This is a genomic window from Phytopseudomonas straminea (assembly GCF_900112645.1).
In the GTDB taxonomy this organism is placed as follows: Bacteria; Pseudomonadota; Gammaproteobacteria; order Pseudomonadales; family Pseudomonadaceae; genus Aquipseudomonas; species Aquipseudomonas straminea.
On sequence record NZ_FOMO01000001.1, the window covers coordinates 681,859 to 702,922 of the forward strand.

A 21,064-nucleotide genomic window follows, 5' to 3' on the forward strand; every position below is an offset into this window, starting at 1 on the left:
TTAATTATCGGGCGGGTTGGGCTTCCTATTAAGTGCGCGCTGAAAACAAGCCATCGAGTTGTTCAGGCGTGGCGTTATCGGAGAACTTCCAATGAATAAAATTCTGTCCGCGACCTTGCTGTCCGCAGCCCTGCTGACCACTTCCGCCACCAGCTACGCCCAGGAGCCGAACTGGCCGACCCGTGCGGTGCAGGTGGTGGTGCCGGCCAACGCCGGCGGCGACACCGACTTCAACGCCCGCATGATGGCCAAGTACTTCACCCAGATCACCGGCAAGCCGATGGTGATCACCAATATGGGCGGTGGCGGTGGCACGGTGGCCGCCTCCCACGTAAAAGAATCATCGGCTGACGGCCACACCATTCTGTTTACCCACACCGGCCAGTTGATCGTCAACGAAGTCGCCGGCCTCAGTGAAGACAGCTATGACGCCTTCGACATTTCCTGCATCGCCGGCGTCGACAAGGCATCGATCTTCGTGGCCTCCAAGCAGTCGGGCATCGACAGCGTCGAGAAGCTGATCGCCCAGGCCAAGGAAAAGCCCAAGAGCATCTCCTACGGCACCGAGATGGGTAACTTCTCCCACCTGCAGGGCCTGATGTTCGAGAAGCGCACCGGGACCGAGCTGCGCTACATCGACACCGGCACCGTGGCCGAGCGCATCGTCGCGCTGCTGGGCGGGCGCATCGACATGGGCGCGATCAGCTACGGCGCGCTGCAGGACTACATCCAGAGCGGCGCAATGAACGCCCTGGCGCAGCCCAACGAGGCGCGCAACCCGCTGGTCGGCGACATCCCCACCTTCCGCGAGAAGGACGTCGACCTGATCGTCGAGAAGCCCTACGTGGTCGCCTTTCCCAAAGGCACCGACGCCGCCATCGTCGCCAAGATGGCCGAGGTCATGAAACAGATCACCGAGATCCCCAGTTACGGCGAGGAACTGGCCAAGACCTACAAGCAGCCGGTGGCCTACTACGGCACGGACGACGCCATCGCCATGCTCAAGGAGCACCGCGAGGAGTTCATGCAGTTCAAGGACGCCCTGCGGCAATCGAACTGATCCCTGCAGCCGCAAGCCCACGCTTGCGGCTTTTTCATTCCCCGATCCATAGGAGTTCGCTGTGGATGCTTTCAAGCGAAAAGAGCTGATCACCGGCGGCTTCATGCTGGCCGCTGGCATCGCTTACCTGCTGGCCACCATGAGCCTGCCGCGCAAGTCGTTCATCGACGCCGCATTCGTGCCCTACGTACTGGCGATCTTCATGTGCGGGCTGGGCGTGCTGCAGCTGGTATTCGGCTTTCGCAACGCGCCGGCCGCAGATAGCCCGGCCGACGACAAGAAGGGCGAGGTCTCCGAATACGGCACGGTGATCAAGACCCTGGCGCTGATCGCCGCCTACATCGCCACCCTGGAGCCCATCGGCTTTCCCATCGTCACGGCGATCTACCTGTACCTGCAGTTCATCGTGCTGACGCCCCACGGCCAGAAGATCGGCCACGTGACCTACGCAATCACGGCGATCATCTCGGCCATCGTCATCTACCTCATCTTCCGCCAGGGCTTCGATCTGATGCTGCCCTCCGGCGTGCTGAACATCTAGGAGGCGCGCCATGCTCGACTTGATGACACACGGCTTCGCCGCCGTCTTCTCGCTGCAGATCTTCATCCTCATCACCATCGGTGTGGTGGTCGGCATCATCTTCGGCGCCGTGCCGGGCCTTTCGGCCACCATGGCCGTGGCGCTGTGCCTGCCGCTGACCTTCACCATGGGCCCGGCCGCCGGTCTGTCGCTGCTGGTAGCGCTCTACGTGGGGGCGATTTCCGGCAGCCTGATCCCGTCGATCCTGCTGAAAATTCCCGGCACGCCCTCCTCGATCGCCACGGTGTTCGATGGCGGGCCGATGATGGAAAAGGGCGAAGGCTTCAAGGCCCTCGGCATCGGTATCGTGTTCTCGTTCCTGGGCACCTTCTTCGGGATCGGCGCGCTGATGTTCATCGCCCCGATGCTGGCCAAGGTGGCGCTCAGCTTCGGCCCCCACGAATACTTCGCCATCGCCATCTTCTCGCTGACCCTGATCGCCACGCTGTCCACCGGCTCGCTGACCAAGGGCGTGTTCTCCGGCGCCCTGGGCTTCGCCTTCTCCACCGTCGGCATCGCCCCGGTGGATGCGATTCGTCGCTTCACCTTCGACCAGTCCAACCTCAACGGCGGCTTCGCCATGCTGGCGGTAATGATCGGCATGTTCGCCGTGGCCGAGGTGATTCGCCTGGCCGAGACCGGGCGCCACGCCGGCATGACCAAGGTCAAGCCGCTGGACATGTCCAAGGTGCGCGGCTTCGGCTTCTCGCTGAAGGAATTCGTCGGCCAGCTGCGCAACGCCTTCCGCTCGGCGATGATCGGCCTCGGCATCGGCGTGCTGCCGGGCGTGGGTTCGGGCACCTCGAACATCATTTCCTACATCGTGGCGAAGAAGCGCGCCAAGGATCCGGACTCCTACGGCAAGGGCAACCCTGGCGGCGTGGTGGCCAGCGAAACCTGCAACAGCGCGGCCATCGGTGGCGCCATGGTGCCGCTGCTGACCCTCGGCATTCCGGGTGACACGGTGACCGCCATGCTGCTCGGCGGCTTCCTGATCCACGGCATCCAGCCCGGCCCGCTGCTGTTCATCACCCAGGGGCCGCTGGTGTACACCATCTTCGCCGCGCTGATCCTGGCCACGGTGATCATGCTGGTGCTGGAGTTCTACGGCCTGCGCATCTTCATCAAGCTGCTGTCGGTGCCCAAGCACATCCTGCTGCCGATCATCCTGGTGCTCTGCGTGGTCGGGGCCTTCGGCCTCAACAGCCGCCTGTTCGATGCCTGGAGCATCCTGCTGTTCGGCATCCTCGGCTACGGCTTCATCAAGGCCGGCATGCCTGCGCCGCCGTTCATCATCGGTTTCATCCTCGGGCCGATGGCCGAGACCAACCTGCGCCGCGGGCTGATGCTTTCCGACGGCAGCTTCACCGCCTTCCTGACCAGCCCGATCTCGGCGCTGTTCCTCGGCTTGGCGGCGCTGTCGGTGCTCTGGCACGCCTACAGCCTGCTGCGCGCCAGGAAGGACAAGAAACCCGCCGAAGCGTTATCGACGAGTTGATCGCCCACTCCTGAAACGAAACAAGCGCCCTGGGGCGCTTGTTTCGTTTCCGCGAGATGAAACCTATTCGGGCTTCTTCAGCTTCGGATTGGGAAAGAACTGCACGGCCTTGACCTTGGGATCCGCCGGTTTCTTCGGCGTCAGGCCGCTGACGTTGACGCGGGTCGGCAGCTCCTTGGCCACCGAGTTGCCACGCTCGTCCAAGGTGTCGGCGTAACCGCACTGCACGCATTCGCGGTGCGGCACGCCATCGACGTTCCACATCTTGATGCTGTCCATCTCGCTGCACGCCGGGCACACGGCACCGGCGATGAAACGCTTGGGCGTGATTTCTACAGGGGCGTCGCTCATGCCGCCTCCGCACTCAGGCCCAGATGGCGCAGCAGCGCGTCGATGCTCGGCTCGCGACCGCGGAAATCGACGAACAGCACCATCGGCGCCTGGGAACCTCCGCGGGCCAGGATCGCCTCGCGGAACGCGCGACCGGTCTGCGGGTTGAGCACGCCCTCTTCCTCGAACTTCGAGAAGGCATCGGCGCTCAGCACCTCGGCCCACTTGTAGCTGTAGTAACCGGCCGCGTAACCGCCGGCGAAGATATGCGCGAAGCTGTTGGGGAAGCGGTTGTAGGCCGGCGGGCGCAGCACCGAGACCTCGTCGCGGATGCCTTCGAGCACCTCCAGCACGCTGCGACCATCGCCGTGGGTAACGTGCAGTTCGAAGTCGAACAGCGAGAACTCCAGCTGGCGCACCATCATCAGGCCGGACTGGAAGTTCTTGGCGGCGAGCATCTTGTCGAGCAGGTCCTGGGGCAGCGGCTCGCCGGTCTGGTAATGGCCGGAGATCAGCGCCAGGCCCTCGGGCTCCCAGCACCAGTTTTCCATGAACTGGCTCGGCAGCTCGACGGCGTCCCAGGCCACGCCATTGATGCCGGACACGCCGACATGCTCGACGCGGGTCAGCAGGTGATGCAGGCCATGGCCGAATTCGTGGAACAACGTGGTGACTTCATCGTGAGTCAGCAGCGCCGGCTTGCCGGCCGAAGCCGGCGTGAAGTTGCACACCAGGTTGGCCACCGGGCTGACCAGTTCGCCACCGACGGCGCGGCGCTTGTCGCGGGCACCGTCCATCCAGGCCCCACCACGCTTGTTGGCGCGGGCGTAGAGGTCGAAGAAGAAGCGCCCGACGTGCTGGCCGTTCTCGGAAATCTCGAACAGGCGCACGTCCGGGTGCCAGGTGTCGAAATCACGCAGTTCCTTGATCTGAATGCCGTAGAGCTTCTCGACGATGGCGAACAGGCCGCTCAGCACCTTGTCGATCGGGAAGTAGGCCCGCAGGATTTCCTGGGAAATGCTGTAGCGCTGCTCGCGCAGCTTCTCGCTGTAGTAGCCCACGTCCCAGCTTTGCAGGTCGTTGCAGCCCTGCTCGGCGGCGAAGGCGCGCAGCTCGGTCAGGTCCTGCTCGGCGAACGGCTTGCTGCGTACCGCTAGGTCACGCAGGAAGCTCAGCACCTGCTCGCTGGACTCGGCCATCTTGCTGGCCAGGCTCAGCTCGGCGTAATTGCCGAAGCCCAGCAGGCGCGCCAGCTCCTGGCGCAACTCGAGAATCTCGGCCATCACCGGGCCGTTGTCGTTCTGCCCGGCGTTCGGGCCCTGGTCCGAGGCGCGGGTGCAGTAGGCCGCGTACAGCTCTTCGCGCAGGGCGCGGTTGTCGGCGTAGGTCATCACCGCGTAGTAGCTGGGGAATTCCAGGGTAATCAGCCAGCCCGAGAGGTTCTTGGCTTCGGCGGCCTGCTGCATCTGCGCCTTGGCCGACTCGGTGATGCCGGCCAGCAGGCTTTCATCCTCGATGTGTTTGGTCCAGGCCTGGGTGGCGTCCAGCAGCTGGTTGGAGAAGCGGCTGCCCAGCTCGGACAGGCGCATCTGGATCTCGCCATAACGCTTCTGCTGCTCGGGCGGCAGGTCGATAGCGGACAGGCGGAAGTCACGCAGGGCGTGTTCGAGAATGGTCTTTTGCGCCACATCGAAATTGGCCGCTTCGGGGCTGGCGGCCAGCGCCTCGTAGGCCTGGAACAGGGCGCGGTTCTGGCCCATTTCCGTCCAGTATTCCGACAGTTTCGGCAGGCAGGCCTCGTAGGCGGCGCGCAGCTCGGGGTTGTTGCGCACCGCATTGAGGTGGCTGACCGGGCTCCAGGCGCGGCCCAGCTTGGCGCCCTGCTCGTCGAGCGCGTCGATCAGGCTTTCCCAGCGCGGCGCATCGCCCTGGCTGGCCAGCACCTTGGCGACCACGCTGCGGCTCTCGGCGAGAATGGCATCCACCGCCGGCTCTACATGCTCGGGCAGGATGGACGAATACGGCGGCAGGTCGAAATCTTGCAGCAGGGGATTGTTCGCACTCACGTCGGGTACCTGTGGTGGAATGAATTAAAAACACTGACCAGTGATATGGCGGTCATCTTAATTACAATCAACCCCCGACGTAACTTCAGAGGTTTCTATCGTGGCGATTCGTACGTATCAGGGCACAAAACCGACGCTCGGTGATCGGGTGTTCGTCGATAGCTCGGCGGTGGTCATCGGCGACGTGGAAATCGGCGAGGACAGCTCGGTGTGGCCGCTGACCGTGATCCGCGGCGACATGCACCGCATCCGCATCGGAAAGCGCACCAGCGTGCAGGACGGCAGCGTGCTGCACATCACCCACGCCGGCCCGTTCAACCCGGACGGCTTCCCGCTGATCATCGGCGACGAAGTGACCATCGGCCACAAGGTGATGCTGCACGGCTGCACCCTGGGCAGCCGCATTCTGGTCGGCATGGGCAGCACGGTGATGGACGGCGCGGAGGTCGAGGACGACGTGATCATCGGCGCCGGCAGCCTGGTGCCACCGGGCAAAGTGCTGGAGAGCGGTTTCCTGTACGTCGGCAGCCCGGTGAAACAGGCACGGCCGTTGACCGACAAGGAGCGCAACTTCTTCAGCTACACCGCCGGCAACTACGTGAAACTCAAGGACCAGCACATCGCCGAGGGCTACGATCAATAGCCGACAGCCGAGCGTGCAAGCACGAACGCAAAGGTGTAACCTTCATTTGACGCTTAATTTAATTCAAATGAAGGAGGCAACATGACCGTTACCGCAATGCGTCAGGCCAAACCGGGCAAGGACGACCATTCGCCCGTGGTTGCCGCCTTCTGGGATTTCAGCGCCGGCCGGGAAAAGCTCAGTGAAGCCGAACGTCTGCAGCAGATTCGCGACGGCTTCGCCGCCGACCTGGTGCAGGCCGTCAAGGCGACGTTCACCCTGCCCGAGCGCAGCCTGGAGATCCTGCTCAACGCCTCGATCTCGACCCTCGAACGCCGCCGCCGCGAGCGCAAGGTGCTCGATCCGGTGGCCTCGGAGCGCCTGGATCGCATCGCCATGGTCTGCCAATTGGCCGAGGATGTGTTCGAAAGCCGCCAGGCAGCCGCCGAGTGGATGTCCCGCGCCAATCGCTCCCTCGGCGACCAGGCACCGATCATGCTCTGCGAGACGGAAATCGGCGCCAAGCAGGTACGCCGGGTGCTCAACGCTCTCGATTGGGGTGGCGCCGCCTGATGCGTGCCTGGCGCGTGGCCAAGGCCAAGCGGGCCACCGACCTGTCCGGGCGTGGCGCCGCCATCGAAGGCGGGCGCTGGAATGAGCAGGACATCGCCGCCGTATACATGGGCCTGAGCCCCGGCATCTGCTGCCTGGAAACCTTCGTGCACGCCGAAGGCCCGCCAGCGATGCCGATGAGGATCACCTGTTTCGAGCTGCCGGACGACGCGGATCTCTACTGGGAGCCCGCAGCGAGCGAGTTGCCAGAAGGCTGGAGCGCGCTGCCGGTGGATCGCCCGAGCATGGATTTCGGCAGCGCCTGGCTGCGCGCCGTCAGCCACCTCGGCCTGATCGTGCCCTCCGCGGTACTGCCGCTGGAGCGCAACCTGGTGGTCAACCCGCTGCACCCGGCCATCAGCCGCATCCGCATCGTCGACACCTACGATTTCACCTACGACCCACGCATGTTCAAGGCGTGATGAGCCTCTAGGAAACCCCGTGAATATTCGCCCCATCAACGAAGCCGATTTCGATCAGGTCTGGCCCATCATCCGCGATGTCGTGCAGGGCCAGGAAACCTACGCCTATGACCCGGCCATGGACCGCGCGACGGCCTGGAAAACCTGGGTCGAGCTGCCCCGCGCCACCTTCGTGGCCGAAGAACATGGGCAGATCCTCGGCACCTATTACATCAAGGCCAACGCCGCAGGGCCGGGCGACCACGTGTGCAACTGCGGATACATGACCTCGCCGGCCGCCCGCGGCAAGGGCGTGGCGAGCGCGCTGTGCCAGCACTCGCTGCAGGTCGCCCGTGAGCTGGGCTTCCAGGCCATGCAGTTCAACTCGGTGGTGGCCAGCAACACCGTCGCCGTGGCGCTCTGGCAGAAACACGGTTTCGCCATCGTCGGCACCCTGCCTAGGGCCTACCGCCACCGCACGCTGGGCCTGGTGGACTGCCATGTGATGTATCGCTGGCTGAATGATTGACGCCGATTCCGTAGCCCGGTGTAGAGCGCAGCGAAACCCGGGATGATCTCCTGGGTATCGCTATGCTCAACCACAGACTACGAGCTGGTGATTATCTGTGGGAGCGGGCCATGCCCGCGATTTTTCGCGCGCATGGCGCGCTCCTACAGTGGATCGGCGAACGGCTGCTCCTGCCCTGCTGCAGTCGATAAGCTACTAGCGCCCGAGCAGGCTACGACCTGAAGCGCGCCAGCGAAAACGCCGACAGGTCAGCCGCGCCGGGCTCGCCGCAATGCTGCATGGCCAGGGCCTCGCCGATGCCGGCGGAATGCTTGAAGCCATGCCCCGAGCAGGCCGACACCAGGGTCACGTTGGCCATCTGCGGGTGTGTATCGATGATGAAATTGAAGTCCGGCGTGATGGTGTAGGTGCACACCCTGGACTTCAGCACCCGCCGGGAAACCCCGAGCAGCCGGCCAGCCACGTGGGCGTCGTACAGGGCGTCGGTATCCGCCTGGCTGACGTGGCGATCCAGCGCGTCGGGATCGCAGCCTTCGAGGTACTGCTCGGTGGCGACCTTGATGGCGTTCTCGCCCGGCAGCGGCGGAAAACCGTAGCAACTGTCGGTATCCGCCGCGCCATGCAGCAGGATGTACACCGGCGAGTCGGCAGCGAAACGCTCCGGCTCGTCCAGCTCGAACCACACCAATTGCTGGCGGCAGACCTTCAGCAAGCCCTCGACCGACGCGCCCAGCAGCCGGCCCGTCCACATGCCGGCGCAGACGATGGCCTTGTCCGCCGTCAGCGTGCCGCCGCCCGTGCGCACCCGAACGCCTCCGGCATCGGACTCGATAGCCTCGACCCGCGTATGGGTGTGCAAGACCGCACCCAGTTGCTCGGCCAGCCGCAGCTGCACGTCGATGGCCCGCTCGGGGCGCACGTAGCCGGCGCCCGGCTCGTAATAGCCGGTGGCCGCATCGCCGAAGCCGCCGAATTGCGGGAAGCGCTGGCGGATGGCGGCGGCGTCCAGCAGGCTGTGTTCGATGCCGAAGCGTTTGGCCAGCGCCGCCGTTTCGCCGCCGAAGTCAGGCGTGCCGTGGCCGCGGGTCGGCTCCTGGCTGCTGCTCAGCATCAGCATGCCGCAGGCTTCGAACAACGCCTCGCCGCTCTGCGCCTCCAGCTCACGCCAGATGCGCTGGGAATTGAGCGCCAGCGGCACATAGGCCGCGCCCTCGCCAACCGCCTGGCGGGTGATGCGCGTGTCGCCATGGCTGGAGCCCTGGTCGTGGGGCGGCGCATGGCGGTCGACGCCGGCCACCCGCACGCCGCGCTTGGCCAGTTGATAAAGGGTGGCGGCGCCCATGGCGCCCAGGCCGATCACGATAACGTCGTAGTGCATGGGATTCTCTACTGCTCGAAGGGCTGGGTTTCTTCGCGAAAGGCGTCGAGGAAGGCGACCATCCGCGCGTGCCGCTGCCCGGCCAGGCGCGCACCGGTGGCGGTCTGGAAGCCAGCGGCCAGGCCCAGCAACTTGGTGTGGAAATGGTCCAGGGCGAAACGCTGGTCATCCAGCGACCGCTGGCGTGCGTCGATATCCTCGGCATCGTACAGCGCACTGCCCAGGCGCCCGGAAACATGAAAGCAACGCGCCACGCCGATCAGGCCGATGGCGTCCAGGCGGTCGGCATCCTGCAGGATGCGGGCCTCCAGGCTGGTCGGCGTGATGGCGGCGGAGAAACTGTGCGCCTCGATGGCATGGCGCACGCCGGTGATGCGCTCGCTCGGCCAGCCATGGCCTGCGAGCACCTCACCGGCGCGCGCAGCGGACAATCGCGAAGCGCTGGAGCGCAGCGGCGAATCCTTTTCCACCGCCACGCAGTCATGCAGCAGCACCGCCGCCAGCAGCAACTGCAGATCGCCGCCCTCCTCGCGCTGCAAGCGCCGAACGTTGGCCCATACCCGCTGCAGGTGCGACAGGTCATGGGCGCCATCGTCGGTGGATGGCGCGCAGCCGGCCAACAGCTGGCCAGCCAGCTCGGCGTAGGGGGCGAAAGGATCCAGATTCATGACAGATCGCCAGAAAGGGAAGGCCGCACCTTACGGGCCAGCCGCCAGGGCTCGCAAGTCATGCAGCGGAGTGTGGCGCCTTGCCATTACTGGACAAGCTCATAGCGCTTGCGCCACCTTTGGCAGCTTCGCCGAGCGACCTGGCCGCGCGCCAGGATCGCCTCGACGCATGAAGGATTTTCGACAGACTCGCCCCCAATGAGCGCACATTCCGAACGGCGTCTCAGCAGATAACCGCGTTCGCGGTTATCTTCGGCACAGGATGGCATCGCAGGGATACGCACATGGCAATCACACAACAGTCGCGCATGGCCAAGGTCAACAGCCCGCTCGGCGACAACGTGCTGGTGATGGAGCGCCTGGCCGGCAGCGAATCCCTGGGCCGCCTGTTCCACTACGAGCTCAGCCTGGCCTCGGAAAATTCCTCGCTCAAGCTCAACGCCCTGCTCGGCAAGCCCATGGGCCTGGCCGTACAACTGGCCGACGGCAGCGACCGCTACTTCCACGGCATCGTCGCGCGCTGCAGCCAGACCGCCCACCGTGGCCAGTTCGCCAGCTATCAGGTCACCCTCAAGCCTTGGTTGTGGCTGCTGTCGCGCACCTCCGACTGCCGGATCTTCCAGAGCAAGACCGTGCCGGACATCGTCAAGCAGGTGTTCCGCGACCTGGGTTTCTCCGACTTCGAAGACGCCCTGACCCGCTCCTACCGCGAATGGGATTATTGCGTGCAGTACCGCGAGACCAGCTTCGATTTCGTCAGCCGGCTGATGGAGCAGGAAGGCATCTACTACTACTTCCGCCATGAGCAGGAGCGCCATGTACTGGTGCTCTGCGATGCCTACGGCGCCCACGGTACGGCGCCCGGCTATGGGCGCGTGCCGTTCTACCCGCTCGACGACCAGATGCGCGAGCGTGACCACATTCACGACTGGCACCTGGCCCACGAAGTGCAGCCCGGCTCCCTGGCGCTCAACGACTATGACTTCCAGCGCCCCAGCGCACGCCTGGAAGTGCGCTCCAGCATCGCCCGCGAGCACAGCAACGCCGATTATCCGCTCTACGACTACCCGGGCGAATACGTGCAGAGCAAGGACGGCGAGCAGTACGCGCGCAATCGCATCGAGGCCATCCAGGCGCAGTACGAGCAGATCCGCCTGAAGGGCAATGCCCGCGGCCTGGGCAGCGGGCACCTGTTCAGCCTCACCGATTACCCGCGCGACGATCAGAACCGCGAGTACCTGATCGTCGATGCCGAATACACAATCACCCAGGACCTCTACGAAAGCGGTCGCGGCAGCGAGAGCTTCCAGTTCGACAGCAACCTGACCTGCATCGACGCCAGCCAGGTGTTCCGCCCGCTGCCGCAGACCGTGCAGCCCATCGTGCAGGGCCCGCAGACGGCCATGGTGGTCGGCCCCAAGGGCGAGGAAATCTGGACCGACCAGTACGGCCGCGTGAAGGTGCACTTCTACTGGGACCGCCACGACCAGTCCAACGAGAACAGCTCGTGCTGGATTCGCGTATCGCAGAACTGGGCCGGCAAGAACTGGGGCTCGATCCAGATCCCGCGCATTGGCCAGGAAGTGATCGTCAGCTTTCTGGAAGGCGACCCTGACCGGCCGATCATCACCGGCCGCGTCTACAACGCCGAGCAGACGGTGCCCTACGACCTGCCCGCCAACGCCACGCAAAGCGGCACCAAGAGCCGCTCGAGCAAGGGCGGCACGCCAGCCAACTTCAACGAAATCCGCATGGAGGACAAGAAGGGCGAAGAGCAGCTGTTCATCCATGCCGAGAAGAACCAGGACATCGAGGTCGAGAACGACGAGACCCACTGGGTCGGCCACGACCGCACCAAGACCATCGACAACAACGAAACGGTGCACGTCAAACACGACCGCACCGAGACGGTGGACAACAACGAGACCATCACCATCGGCGTCGACCGTACCGAAAAGGTCGGCAACAACGAGTCCATCACCATCGGTGTGAACCGCACCGAAAACGTGGGCAGCAACGAATCGATCAGCATCGGTGCCAACCGTACCGAGAGCGTGGGCAGCAACGAAACCATCAGCATCGGCGCCAACCGCACCGAGAGCGTGGGCAGTAACGAAACCATCAGCATCGGTGCCAACCGTACCGAAAGCGTGGGCAACAACGAGCGCATCACCATTGGCGCCGACCGCACCGAGCTGGTCACCGCCAATGAAAGCGTGTTCATCGGTGCCAACCAGACGACCGCCGTCGGCGGCAGCGAATCGCGCTACGTGCGCGGCGAGCGCAACACCCGCATCGGCAAGGACGACACCCTCAACGTCGGCAAGAACTTCGTACTCAAGGCCGGCGACTCGATCACCCTGCAGACCGGCGCTGCCAGCATCACCATGAAGAAGGACGGCACCATCGTCATTCGTGGCAAGAACATCAGCATCGACGGCTCCGGGGCGATCAACGCCAAGGCCGCCAAGAACATCGTGATGAAAGGCCAGAAGATCCTGCAGAACTAGGCCGCGCCCAGGAGCCACCCAATGACTGTCCAGCACCACACCCCCGCCGCCGCCACTCGCCTGGACGGCGTGGTCATCGGCGTACTGCTCGATGTGCCGCAAGCTTCCAGCCCGATAGTGGCCTTTGCCGGCTGCCCGTCGGAGACCGGCATCGCCGCGACCACCACCACGGCCCTCAGCCGCGAGGACATCGGCGCCCAGGTGGCCCTGATGTTCGTTGGTGGCGACCCGAGCCAGCCACTGGTGATCGGCCGTATCCAGCGCCTGCCACAGGCACCGGCGCCGGCCGCCATCGCCCATCTGGACGGCGAGCGCCTGGAATTCAGCGCCGAGCGCGAGATCGTGCTGCGCTGCGGCAAGGCCAGCATCACCCTGACCCGCGAAGGCAAGGTGCTGATCAAGGGCGCCTACCTGTCCAGCCGCTCCAGCGGCGTGAACCGCATCAAGGGCGGTTCGGTGCAGATCAACTAAGAGCCGCCCATGGAACTGCTCAATGCCACCCGGATGGTGGCCGCCTACAACCAGGGCCTGGACGCCGACGGCCGCGAATACCTGGTGGTCATCGTCAAGGGCACCTTCAGCCTGCCGGTGGACGGCAGCGTGGCGCGCCTGCTCGATGAGCAGCAGCCGCTGCTGATGAGCGATACCTTCTCCGGCGACCCGGCGCTCTCCGCGCCGTTGCGCGAGTTCGACTTCGCCCCCTTCAAGCCGTACTGCGACGTGCTGGTCAGTGGCAGCGCCCAGGCGCCGGGCGGGCGACCGGTCAGCCAGCTGACCGTGGGCATCCGCGTCGGCCGGGTCAGCAAGGCGTTCAGCGTGTTCGGTCCGCGCCACTGGCAGCCCGGCGCCCTGGGCACCAGCGCCGGCGCGCCGCAGCCCTTCGTGCGCCAGGACATCTCCTACGCCAGCGCCTTCGGCGGCAGCCACCCGGCGCCGGGCAACCCCGAGCAACTGCTGTGCAACCTGCGCAACCCGGCCGGCCAGGGCTGGTACCCGCGCAGCCTGGGCGGCGGCACCGTGGTCGGCATGCCGATGCCCAACACTGAAAAGCTTGGCGAGCCCGTGGATGCGCCCCATGGCGATTTTGAGCCCATGGCCCTCGGCCCGCTGGGCAAGCACTGGCAGGCACGGGTCGGTTTCGCCGGCACCTACGACCAGGCCTGGCAGGACGAGCAGTTTCCCTTCCTGCCCAGGGACTTCGACGAGCGCTATTTTCAGGCGGCCCCGGCCGACCAGCAGACCGACTACCTCAAGGGCGGCGAAGAGGTGTTCCTGCTCGGCCTGCTGCCGACCGAACGCGCCGGCTTCCGGGTGCCCAGCGTGCGCATGCCGGTGACCTATTTCCTCAGCGCCGGCGGCCATGAAACGGCCGAAGCGGTCATCGATACCCTGCTGGTCGACACCGACGCCAACCATGTGGAAATCACTTGGCGTACCCGTCGACCACTCAAACGCAGCCTGTTCGAAATCGCCCAGGTGCTGGTCGGCGAGAAATCCCGAGCCTGGTGGCGAGCCCGCGAGCTGGGCAAGGACTATTACCCGTCCCTGGCCGCCCTGAGCCGCAGCCGCCTGGCCGAGGATGAATCGTCATGAGCGCCCTCAGCATCCTCTCCAGCGGCATGGTCAGCGCCGTGGGTCTGAGCGCGCCGGCCAGTTGCGCGGCGATCCGCTGCGCCCTCGACAACTTCCAGGAAACCCGCTTCATCGACGGCGGCGGCGAATGGCAGATCGCCGCCAGCGTACCGCTCGAAGAGCCCTGGCGCGGGCGTACCAAGCTGGTGAAGATGGCTGCTCGTGCCATCACCGAGAGCTTGGCCGGCGTGCCGGGTATCGATTGCGCCACCACGCCGCTGCTGCTCGGTGTCGCCGAAGTGGATCGCCCAGGGCGTTGCGACGGCCTGGACAACAGCCTGCTGCACGATATCGAGCGCGAGCTGGGCGTGCGCTTTCATGGCGCCTCCACGCTGATCCCGCGGGGCCGGGTCAGTGCGGGCGTGGCGCTGCTCAATGCGCGCCGGCTGATCCACGAAGGCGGCCACCGCCACGTGCTGATCGCCGGCGTCGACTCGTTTCTCAACGCCGCCACCCTGACCGCCTTCGAACAGCGCCAGCGGCTACTCACCAGCCGGCATTCCAACGGTTTCATTCCCGGCGAAGGCGCGGCGGCGGTGGTGGTCGGCGCGCCCGTGCGCCAGGACGCCGAACAGCTGATCTGCTTCGGGCTGGGCTTTGGCGTCGAGAAGGCCACCGTGGAAGCCGACGACATCCCGCTGCGCGCGGACGGTCTGGTGCAGGCTACCCAGGCGGCGCTAAAGGACGGCAACTGCCGTATGGAGCAGATGGACTACCGGCTGACCGACAACTCCGGCGAGCAGTACTACTTCAAGGAAGCCGCCCTGGCGCTGAGCCGCACGCTGCGGGTGGTCAAGGAAGAGTTCGACATCTGGCACCCCGCCGACTGCATCGGCGAATGCGGCGCCGCCATCGGCCCGGCCATGCTCGCCGTGGCACTGGCCGCCTCGCGCAAGGGCTACAGCCCTGGTGCGAACATCGTCTATCAACTGGGCAACGACGCTGGCGAGCGCGCCGTGGCGTTGCTGCGTTACCAACGAGTAGGAGCCGCCTGATGGCCAACGAGGTCTATGCCAACAACCGGGAGATTTCCTGCAAGGCGGCCAGCGGCAAATCCATCGCCGCCTTTCCCGACGTCTGCTTCACCCCGCCGCAAACGCCGCCCATGCCTCTGGGCATCCCGATCCCGTACCCCAACACCGGGCTGTCCAAGGACACCACCAAGGGCACGCGCACCATCCGCATCACCCGCAAGGAGGTGATGCTCAAGAACAAGAGCTACTACAAGACCAGTTACGGCGACGAACCCGGCCGCGCCCCGAAGAAAGGCATCATCACCAGCAAGATCAAGGGCAAGGTGTACTTCACCTCCTGGTCGATGGACGTCAAATTCGAAGGCAAGAACGTGGTGCGGCATATGGATCTGACGACCCATAACCATGGGTCGTTTCCGGGGAATACACCGACCTGGCCGTATCTGGATCAGATGGCGGTAAGCAAGGGTGAAGGGCCGTGCAAGGAAGACATCAAAAAAGAGAAGGATGCCTGTAAGGAATACACCCCTCATGGAGATGGCGATCCATGCCCGCCAACCACTGAACTGGTGAAGGCAAAAAAAGCACGGGCGCTTACCGCTAAGGGCTCCCCAGCCAGAGCCCAGGCCAATGCATCGGTTAAGAGCGCCTACGAACGACTCGCAAGTAAAAATCGAGCCAATAAATGCCTGCAGGCTCGACGCTGCATGCTGACACCCTACAAACCCCAAGGCCGCGGCAAAGCCCGCCAGCCGGGCTGTTGCCCTGGCCAGACAGGCCACCATCTCATAGAGGCTTCCGCATTTCTTGAGCCAGGTACCCGCAAAGAAGGCGGTTCCTTAAGAGCGCAATTCAAGAACTCGAAATATGACCTTGATCGAGCACCCTGCGTGTGTGCGGAAGGCCCTGACAATACGACCGCGACCCACGGTTTGATGCATACCTATCAAGGCGTCAGAGCAAAAAAGCTGGCTCCCGATGGCACATGGACCTTACGCCAAGCCACGGAATGCGGCGCGGCGTCAGTGAATATGGTCTTCCAGAGCGGGTGTGATCAGCAGTGCCTGGAGTCGCAACTCAACGCCTATCACTCCAGCCCCGAAGTAGGCGTGAAACCGGACACGAAAATACCCTCGTCACCCAGTGGCAAAACCGACAGCAAGGTTGCCGAGAAAGCTTGGCAGCAATACGACAAGGGCAAACGGTCAATAGATAACTCAGGGAGTACTACACGATGATGTTCAAGGACGTTGGTTACCGTTACCGCAGCGGGGCCGTGCGCTACGGCGACCTCGCTTATGTCTTGTGCATTGACCCTGATCTTGCGGCGGACGGCTTACCACATACCTCTTTTTATGCCTGGGATAATGGCGGATGGGGTATGTATGAGATAGGGCGCTGGAACGCTCATTCGATCTGCGTTACTCAAACGCCAAAGGATCAAGCTATCGCACTGGGCGAGCACGGCGATATCCGTGTGATGGGCAACAACGACGATTATGACGAGCAGATAGCCTGTCCCGGCATAGCGTTGAGCATCATGCGGGAGATACGCAATATCGGTGGTTTCGCCTATGTGTGCGGCATGGATCGTCAGGTATTCAAACGAGACGGCCCAGGCAATTGGATTGCCTTGCACGGCGACATGCCGAACCAACCAGCCAAGGATATGGTTTTCGGCTTCGAATCCATACATGGTTACAGCGAGCACGATATCTACGCCGTCGGCTGGTATGGCGAAATCTGGCATTTCGATGGCAAGGCTTGGAAGAATTGCGCCAGCCCCACCAACATAAACCTCACTCGGGTGTGCTGTGCCGAAGACGGCTGGGTTTATGCGTGTGGCATGCACGGCATTCTTCTGCGGGGTAAAAACGATCAATGGGAAACCATCGATCATGAGGCTACCGATTCAGATATCTGGGATCTCGAGTGGTTCGCCGGCAAGCTTTATATCTCTACACTCCATGCGCTGTACTGGCTCAACGGAGACCAGCTTGAGCTGGTCGACTTCGGTGATTTGATCCCCAACAGCTGCCATAGCTTGAGTAGTGCAGATGGGCTGCTCTGGTCCATCGGGGAAAATGACATTCTGGCCTTCGACGGCGCTTCGTGGACCCGAATCGAGTAATGATCACCACCCTCCTCGACCAGCACACCGAAGAAGCTGCATTCCTAAGCGGTTTGCGCACCTACGCCGTCGGCGCGCCGCATTATGACCTGGCCCATCTCGGCGATCTGGACGAGCGGATCGAGGCTCATCTCGATGGTCTACAGATCGCCGGCCTCAAGGGGCTTCATCTGTTGCTGGAGCAACTCACCCCACACGCCCAGGGCGAGGTATTCGCTACGGCTGCGCTGGCGCTACGGCTGGGCAATGAGAACGCCCTGGAAACCCTGTACCAGCATCTGCAAGAGCATCCTGAAGGCGAGGCGTATCTTGTAGCGGCACTGGGCTGGTTGGAGTGGCACGAGGTCTCCGCGCTGATCGAACGCGACCTGAGTTCCACGGACGCCCAGCGCCGCCGGATCGCTCTGGCTGCCCATGTCCTGCACGGCAAGGATCCGGGCCCGGCGCTGCTGTCGGCCCTGGGCCACGGTGATGCCAGCGTACTGGCTGCTGCGGCTCGGCTGGCTGGCACCCTGCGGCGTCGCGATCTGTTGCAGCCGCTGCGTCAGCACCGCCTGCACGGCGACGATGAAGTCCGTTTCTGGAGCAACTGGGCCAGTGCCCAGATGGGTGATCAGGAGGCGCTCGGCAACCTGCGCCTGTTCGCCGAGCAGCCAGGTGAACGGCGCAGGCCTGCGCTCGAGGTGCTGCTCGCCTGGCAACCGCGGGAGGCCAGCATCACCTGGTTGCGTGGCCTGATGCAGAGCGCGGCGCACCGCCATATGGCGATCCAGGCCATCGGTTTGCTTGGCGATCCGCAGACCATCCCCTGGCTGATCCGCCAGATGCACGAACTGCCCACGGCCCGTGCCGCGGGTGAAGCCTTCAGCCTGATCACCGGCACCGACCTCGCGGAACTCGACCTGGAATTGGACGTCTATCCCGACTACGACGAAGGCCCTACCGATGATCCGTCCGACGCCAACGTCACCATGGATCCGGACATCGACCTGCCCTGGCCCGATCCCCATCGGGTCGAACGGTGGTGGCAGAGCCGGCAACAGGGCTTGCAACCAGGCACCGGCTACCTGCTGGGCCAGCCGTTCAGTGAGCAGCAATGCATGGCGGTACTCCGCAGCGGGACGCAGCGACAACGAAGGGCCGCCGCCAGCCTGCTGGCGCGCTATCAGCCCACCCGTGTGCTGTTCGCGACGGATGCGCCGGCGAGTCGGCAAAAGCGATTGCTCGACAGCTGAGCCAGCCGTCGACGACACAAGGAGAGTGCGAACATGCTCAAGAAATCCCTGCCATGCCCCTCGCTATACTCGGTAACCGACGCGAATCATGCGGCTAGCGTACCTGTGCAAGCCGAGCGGCCAACTAGCGAAAATTGCGGACACCGCAGCGGCCGCCGAAATCCCGAATACCGGCCTTCAGAAACCTTCAAGCAAGGACTCGCTTACCCATGAACACGCCACGCCACATTGTGCCTTGCGGTTTCTGCCCTTCCACGAATCACATTCACTCGACGAGGGAATGACCTTGAACCGCAAATCAATAGTCTGCTGCGCGCTGTTACTTATCGGACTACTCACACAGGGTTACGCCATGGCTTTTTCCAAGACGCTCTATCTGTTCTCAGCAGTCGAAGGCACGGTGCTGCTTGACGGCAAGCCGGTTCAAGGCGTTGAAATCGAACAGGAATACCACTGGCACTGGAAAAACGAACATCGTAAGAACACGGTGCAAAGCGATGCACAAGGTCGCTTCCACCTTCCGGCGGTAACGGCGAAGTCACTAACCGCTGGTTTCATGCCCCATGAGCCGGTGATCGGCCAGCGCCTGACGCTTCGTTATCAAGGCAAGGATCACAAGGGCTGGGTCTTCACCAAGCACAACTACGACGATCTAGGGGAGGTAAAGAATCGGCCCCTGAAGTTCGTCTGTGAGCTTAATAGCGAGCCCGTTGCACACCCTGAAACAGAGACCTTTGGCATCTGCGTTATCCAATAACGCCCTCTCTCACCAGACCATAAGGATTCGGCTGTGAACCCCTTGAGCCCCAAACAATCCGCACAAATCGCCACTCACGTCTACACGGTCAAAGACGCCGTCGTGTCATCGATGGGAGGCATCGCGGATGAAGCCGCCCGTCTCGGGCTGAGCAACTCGTTCGACTTTTCCAATCTGCAAATGGCCAGTGGAACCAGCGGCGCGATATTCCGCACGCGCACCGGATTCGCTTACGCCGTGCAGGGTGTGGGCGGTCGCCAAGGGGAAATGCTGCTGGCCTTTCGCGGCACCGACAGCATTGCCGACGCCCTGACCGATGCGAACGCGGGATTGCAACGAGGACCAAGCACCTGGCCGGTTCACGCAGGCTTCAACGAAACATTCAAATCGTTGCGTGGCGATATCGACAACTTCATGCGCGGCCGCAACCCCAGCACTGTGCACTGCGTTGGCCATAGTTTGGGCGGCGCCCTCGCCACGTTGGCGGCCGATCATCTGAGCGAACTTGGCGTAGCCGGCATCAAGCTCTACACCTTTGGCTCACCACGCACGGGTGTGGCCGGCTTCGCACGCCACCTGAGTGGCAAGCTCGGCGCTGACAATATCCACCGGGTCTACCACAGCGCTGACCCGGTGAGCATGGTGCCGATCTTCCCGTTCAGCCATGTGCCGGTTACCGGCAATGTCTGCATGATTCCGTGGAAGGGCGCGCAGATCAGCCCTGACGCTCACCGCATGACCTCCTACCTGCCTTCGATTGGCGATGCCAGCTGGAGAGGGCTCTACCGCAATCCGGAGCCGCCTCTGGATCGGGAAATCGATATCTGGCTGGAAAGCGCCAGCTACGGCCCGACCATGTTTTCTGCGGCAACGCTGTGGATGATCTCCAAGGCCATGCAGTACCTCCTCAAGAAGGCCGCCAATATCGTTATCGGCAGCGCGATCACCATCGGCGTTACAGTGCTGGATCAGATTGCCGGGATCCTGGTGCAGGGCGCCCAGATTTGCAAAGACATCAGCGATTCGGTCCGCGCCCTGATCGTGAAAATCTTCAAGTTCCTGGGCCGTGCGGTCCCCGCGACCATTGAAGTGACCACGTTCTTCCTGCGCTGGGTACTCGACCTGCTCGCCCGAGCAGTCGTCGATATGGCGCGTCAAGCCATGCACCTGGTCATACGCTCCTGAGTCCAAAAGAAAACGGCGCCTTCAGGCGCCGTTTTCACACATTAAAGATCCCCTTCCTCGACCATCCTGGCGCTGCTGGCATCCAGCGCATAAGCCGCATCGGCCAGATCGTTGCTGACCTTCTCGACCTTCAGCGTGCCGCTGACCCATAACGGTTCGTAGATATCGGGCAGGGCGATGCCCTTGGGGTAGCGCACCAGCACCAGTTGGTTCGGTGGTGGTGGCGGGACGTGGATGCAGGCGCCGGGGTATGGCACCAGGAAGAACAATGTGCTGCGTCCGGCGTTGTTGGTTTCCAGCGGTACCGGGTAGCCGCCGAGGCGGATCTTCTTGCCGTTCATGCCCGGCACGGTCTTGGCGGAATACATGACGGCGGGCAGGCCTTTGTCCTGCTGCTTCAAACCGCCCTTGCTGTCGAAGGTGCCTGAGCCTTCGGGGCCGTTGTGGGAGATTTCCGGCATCTGCTCCAGGGCGCGCTGATCCTCTTCGGGCATCAGGTCGAGCCAGTCGGTTTCGGGAAGTTCGGCGCGGGCGATGCCGCTCAGCAACAGCAGGACCAGCAACAGGTAACGCATCGACGGGACTCACGTAATGGCAACGGGAGGCAGCCTCACGTCGATGCGTCAGGCTACCGGTTCAACTTTTCTTGGTGATCATGCCGAAGATCACCAGCAGGATGATCGCACCGACGACCGCACCGATGAAACCCGCCGCTTCACCCGCTTCGTAGATGCCCAACGCCTGACCACCGTAGGTTGCGGCGATGGAGCCACCGATGCCCAGCAGGATGGTCATGATCCAGCCCATGCTGTCATCGCCCGGCTTGAGGAAGCGAGCCACCAGACCCACGATCAGGCCGATGAAAATAGTGCCGATAATCCCCATGACGCCCTCCG

Annotated in this window: 22 protein-coding genes; 16 read left to right on the forward strand and 6 right to left on the reverse strand. The window is 63.6% G+C overall.

The window, feature by feature from the left end; translation table 11 throughout:
* Nucleotides 1-91: 91 nt before the first annotated feature.
* The 3 genes from BM279_RS03090 (at nt 92) to BM279_RS03100 (ending at nt 3,138) form a co-directional block, all read left to right on the forward strand.
* On the forward strand, nt 92-1,060 hold the full coding sequence (locus BM279_RS03090) for a tripartite tricarboxylate transporter substrate binding protein (protein ID WP_093500815.1): 969 nt from the start codon (nt 92-94) through the stop codon (nt 1,058-1,060).
* 61 nt (nt 1,061-1,121) lie between these two features.
* Nucleotides 1,122-1,601: a tripartite tricarboxylate transporter TctB family protein gene (locus BM279_RS03095; protein WP_013793432.1), complete on the forward strand. Its 480-nt coding sequence runs from the start codon at nt 1,122-1,124 to the stop codon at nt 1,599-1,601.
* A gap of 10 nt (nt 1,602-1,611) precedes the next feature.
* Nucleotides 1,612-3,138, forward strand: a complete 1,527-nt coding sequence (locus tag BM279_RS03100) for a tripartite tricarboxylate transporter permease (protein WP_013793433.1) — start codon at nt 1,612-1,614, stop codon at nt 3,136-3,138.
* Between the two features lie 63 nt (nt 3,139-3,201).
* Here BM279_RS03100 and BM279_RS03105 read toward each other — a convergent pair whose 3' ends face one another.
* Nucleotides 3,202-3,489 (reverse strand): YheV family putative zinc ribbon protein, encoded by a 288-nt coding sequence (locus BM279_RS03105; protein ID WP_093500818.1) that lies wholly within the window; start codon nt 3,487-3,489, stop codon nt 3,202-3,204.
* Nucleotides 3,486-5,534, reverse strand: a complete 2,049-nt coding sequence (gene prlC, locus BM279_RS03110) for an oligopeptidase A (RefSeq protein WP_093500820.1) — start codon at nt 5,532-5,534, stop codon at nt 3,486-3,488. The genes BM279_RS03105 and prlC overlap by 4 nt, the downstream gene beginning before the upstream one ends.
* A gap of 100 nt (nt 5,535-5,634) precedes the next feature.
* Between prlC and BM279_RS03115 the strand changes: the two genes are divergently transcribed.
* The 4 genes from BM279_RS03115 (at nt 5,635) to BM279_RS03130 (ending at nt 7,698) form a co-directional block, all read left to right on the forward strand.
* Nucleotides 5,635-6,177 carry a gamma carbonic anhydrase family protein gene (locus BM279_RS03115; protein ID WP_093500823.1) on the forward strand — a complete coding sequence of 181 codons (543 nt, stop codon included), beginning with the start codon at nt 5,635-5,637 and terminating at the stop codon, nt 6,175-6,177.
* A gap of 81 nt (nt 6,178-6,258) precedes the next feature.
* Nucleotides 6,259-6,729, forward strand: coding sequence for a type II RES/Xre toxin-antitoxin system antitoxin (gene parS / locus BM279_RS03120; protein WP_093500825.1), 471 nt, complete (start codon nt 6,259-6,261; stop codon nt 6,727-6,729).
* Nucleotides 6,729-7,190, forward strand: coding sequence for an RES family NAD+ phosphorylase (locus BM279_RS03125; RefSeq protein WP_093500827.1), 462 nt, complete (start codon nt 6,729-6,731; stop codon nt 7,188-7,190). Before parS ends, BM279_RS03125 begins: the two co-directional genes overlap by 1 nt.
* Nucleotides 7,191-7,209: 19 nt before the next feature.
* The gene (locus tag BM279_RS03130; protein ID WP_093500829.1) at nt 7,210-7,698 is read left to right on the forward strand and encodes a GNAT family N-acetyltransferase; all 489 of its coding nucleotides are present in this window, start codon (nt 7,210-7,212) and stop codon (nt 7,696-7,698) included.
* A gap of 211 nt (nt 7,699-7,909) precedes the next feature.
* Here the strand turns inward: BM279_RS03130 and solA are convergent, their stop codons facing one another.
* Nucleotides 7,910-9,076, reverse strand: coding sequence for an N-methyl-L-tryptophan oxidase (gene solA, locus BM279_RS03135; protein WP_093500831.1), 1,167 nt, complete (start codon nt 9,074-9,076; stop codon nt 7,910-7,912).
* Nucleotides 9,077-9,084: 8 nt separating this feature from the next.
* Nucleotides 9,085-9,744, reverse strand: a complete 660-nt coding sequence (locus BM279_RS03140) for an HD domain-containing protein (RefSeq protein ID WP_093500833.1) — start codon at nt 9,742-9,744, stop codon at nt 9,085-9,087.
* A gap of 284 nt (nt 9,745-10,028) precedes the next feature.
* Between BM279_RS03140 and BM279_RS03145 the strand changes: the two genes are divergently transcribed.
* The 9 genes from BM279_RS03145 (at nt 10,029) to BM279_RS03185 (ending at nt 20,168) form a co-directional block, all read left to right on the forward strand.
* The gene (locus BM279_RS03145) at nt 10,029-12,254 is read left to right on the forward strand and encodes a type VI secretion system Vgr family protein (RefSeq protein WP_093500834.1); all 2,226 of its coding nucleotides are present in this window, start codon (nt 10,029-10,031) and stop codon (nt 12,252-12,254) included.
* A 21-nt stretch (nt 12,255-12,275) separates the two neighbouring features.
* Nucleotides 12,276-12,725 (forward strand): DUF6484 domain-containing protein, encoded by a 450-nt coding sequence (locus BM279_RS03150; RefSeq protein ID WP_093500836.1) that lies wholly within the window; start codon nt 12,276-12,278, stop codon nt 12,723-12,725.
* A gap of 9 nt (nt 12,726-12,734) precedes the next feature.
* Complete coding sequence (locus BM279_RS03155) at nt 12,735-13,847, forward strand: DUF2169 family type VI secretion system accessory protein (RefSeq protein ID WP_093500838.1); 1,113 nt, start codon at nt 12,735-12,737, stop codon at nt 13,845-13,847.
* Nucleotides 13,844-14,881: a 3-oxoacyl-ACP synthase gene (locus BM279_RS03160; RefSeq protein WP_093500840.1), complete on the forward strand. Its 1,038-nt coding sequence runs from the start codon at nt 13,844-13,846 to the stop codon at nt 14,879-14,881. Before BM279_RS03155 ends, BM279_RS03160 begins: the two co-directional genes overlap by 4 nt.
* Nucleotides 14,881-16,098, forward strand: coding sequence for a PAAR-like domain-containing protein (locus BM279_RS03165; protein ID WP_093500842.1), 1,218 nt, complete (start codon nt 14,881-14,883; stop codon nt 16,096-16,098). The genes BM279_RS03160 and BM279_RS03165 overlap by 1 nt, the downstream gene beginning before the upstream one ends.
* Nucleotides 16,095-16,991 (forward strand): hypothetical protein, encoded by an 897-nt coding sequence (locus BM279_RS03170; protein WP_093500844.1) that lies wholly within the window; start codon nt 16,095-16,097, stop codon nt 16,989-16,991. Before BM279_RS03165 ends, BM279_RS03170 begins: the two co-directional genes overlap by 4 nt.
* On the forward strand, nt 16,991-18,226 hold the full coding sequence (locus tag BM279_RS03175) for a TIGR02270 family protein (RefSeq protein ID WP_093500846.1): 1,236 nt from the start codon (nt 16,991-16,993) through the stop codon (nt 18,224-18,226). The genes BM279_RS03170 and BM279_RS03175 overlap by 1 nt, the downstream gene beginning before the upstream one ends.
* Nucleotides 18,227-18,578: 352 nt before the next feature.
* Nucleotides 18,579-18,983, forward strand: coding sequence for a DUF4198 domain-containing protein (locus BM279_RS03180; protein WP_244154103.1), 405 nt, complete (start codon nt 18,579-18,581; stop codon nt 18,981-18,983).
* 33 nt (nt 18,984-19,016) lie between these two features.
* The gene (locus tag BM279_RS03185) at nt 19,017-20,168 is read left to right on the forward strand and encodes a lipase family protein (protein ID WP_143103560.1); all 1,152 of its coding nucleotides are present in this window, start codon (nt 19,017-19,019) and stop codon (nt 20,166-20,168) included.
* Nucleotides 20,169-20,209: 41 nt separating this feature from the next.
* Here BM279_RS03185 and BM279_RS03190 read toward each other — a convergent pair whose 3' ends face one another.
* Entirely contained in the window at nt 20,210-20,743 is a 534-nt protein-coding gene (locus BM279_RS03190; RefSeq protein WP_093500851.1) for a DUF3299 domain-containing protein, read from the reverse strand.
* Nucleotides 20,744-20,804: 61 nt separating this feature from the next.
* Nucleotides 20,805-21,053 (reverse strand): GlsB/YeaQ/YmgE family stress response membrane protein, encoded by a 249-nt coding sequence (locus tag BM279_RS03195; protein ID WP_093500853.1) that lies wholly within the window; start codon nt 21,051-21,053, stop codon nt 20,805-20,807.
* Nucleotides 21,054-21,064 lie beyond the last annotated feature (11 nt).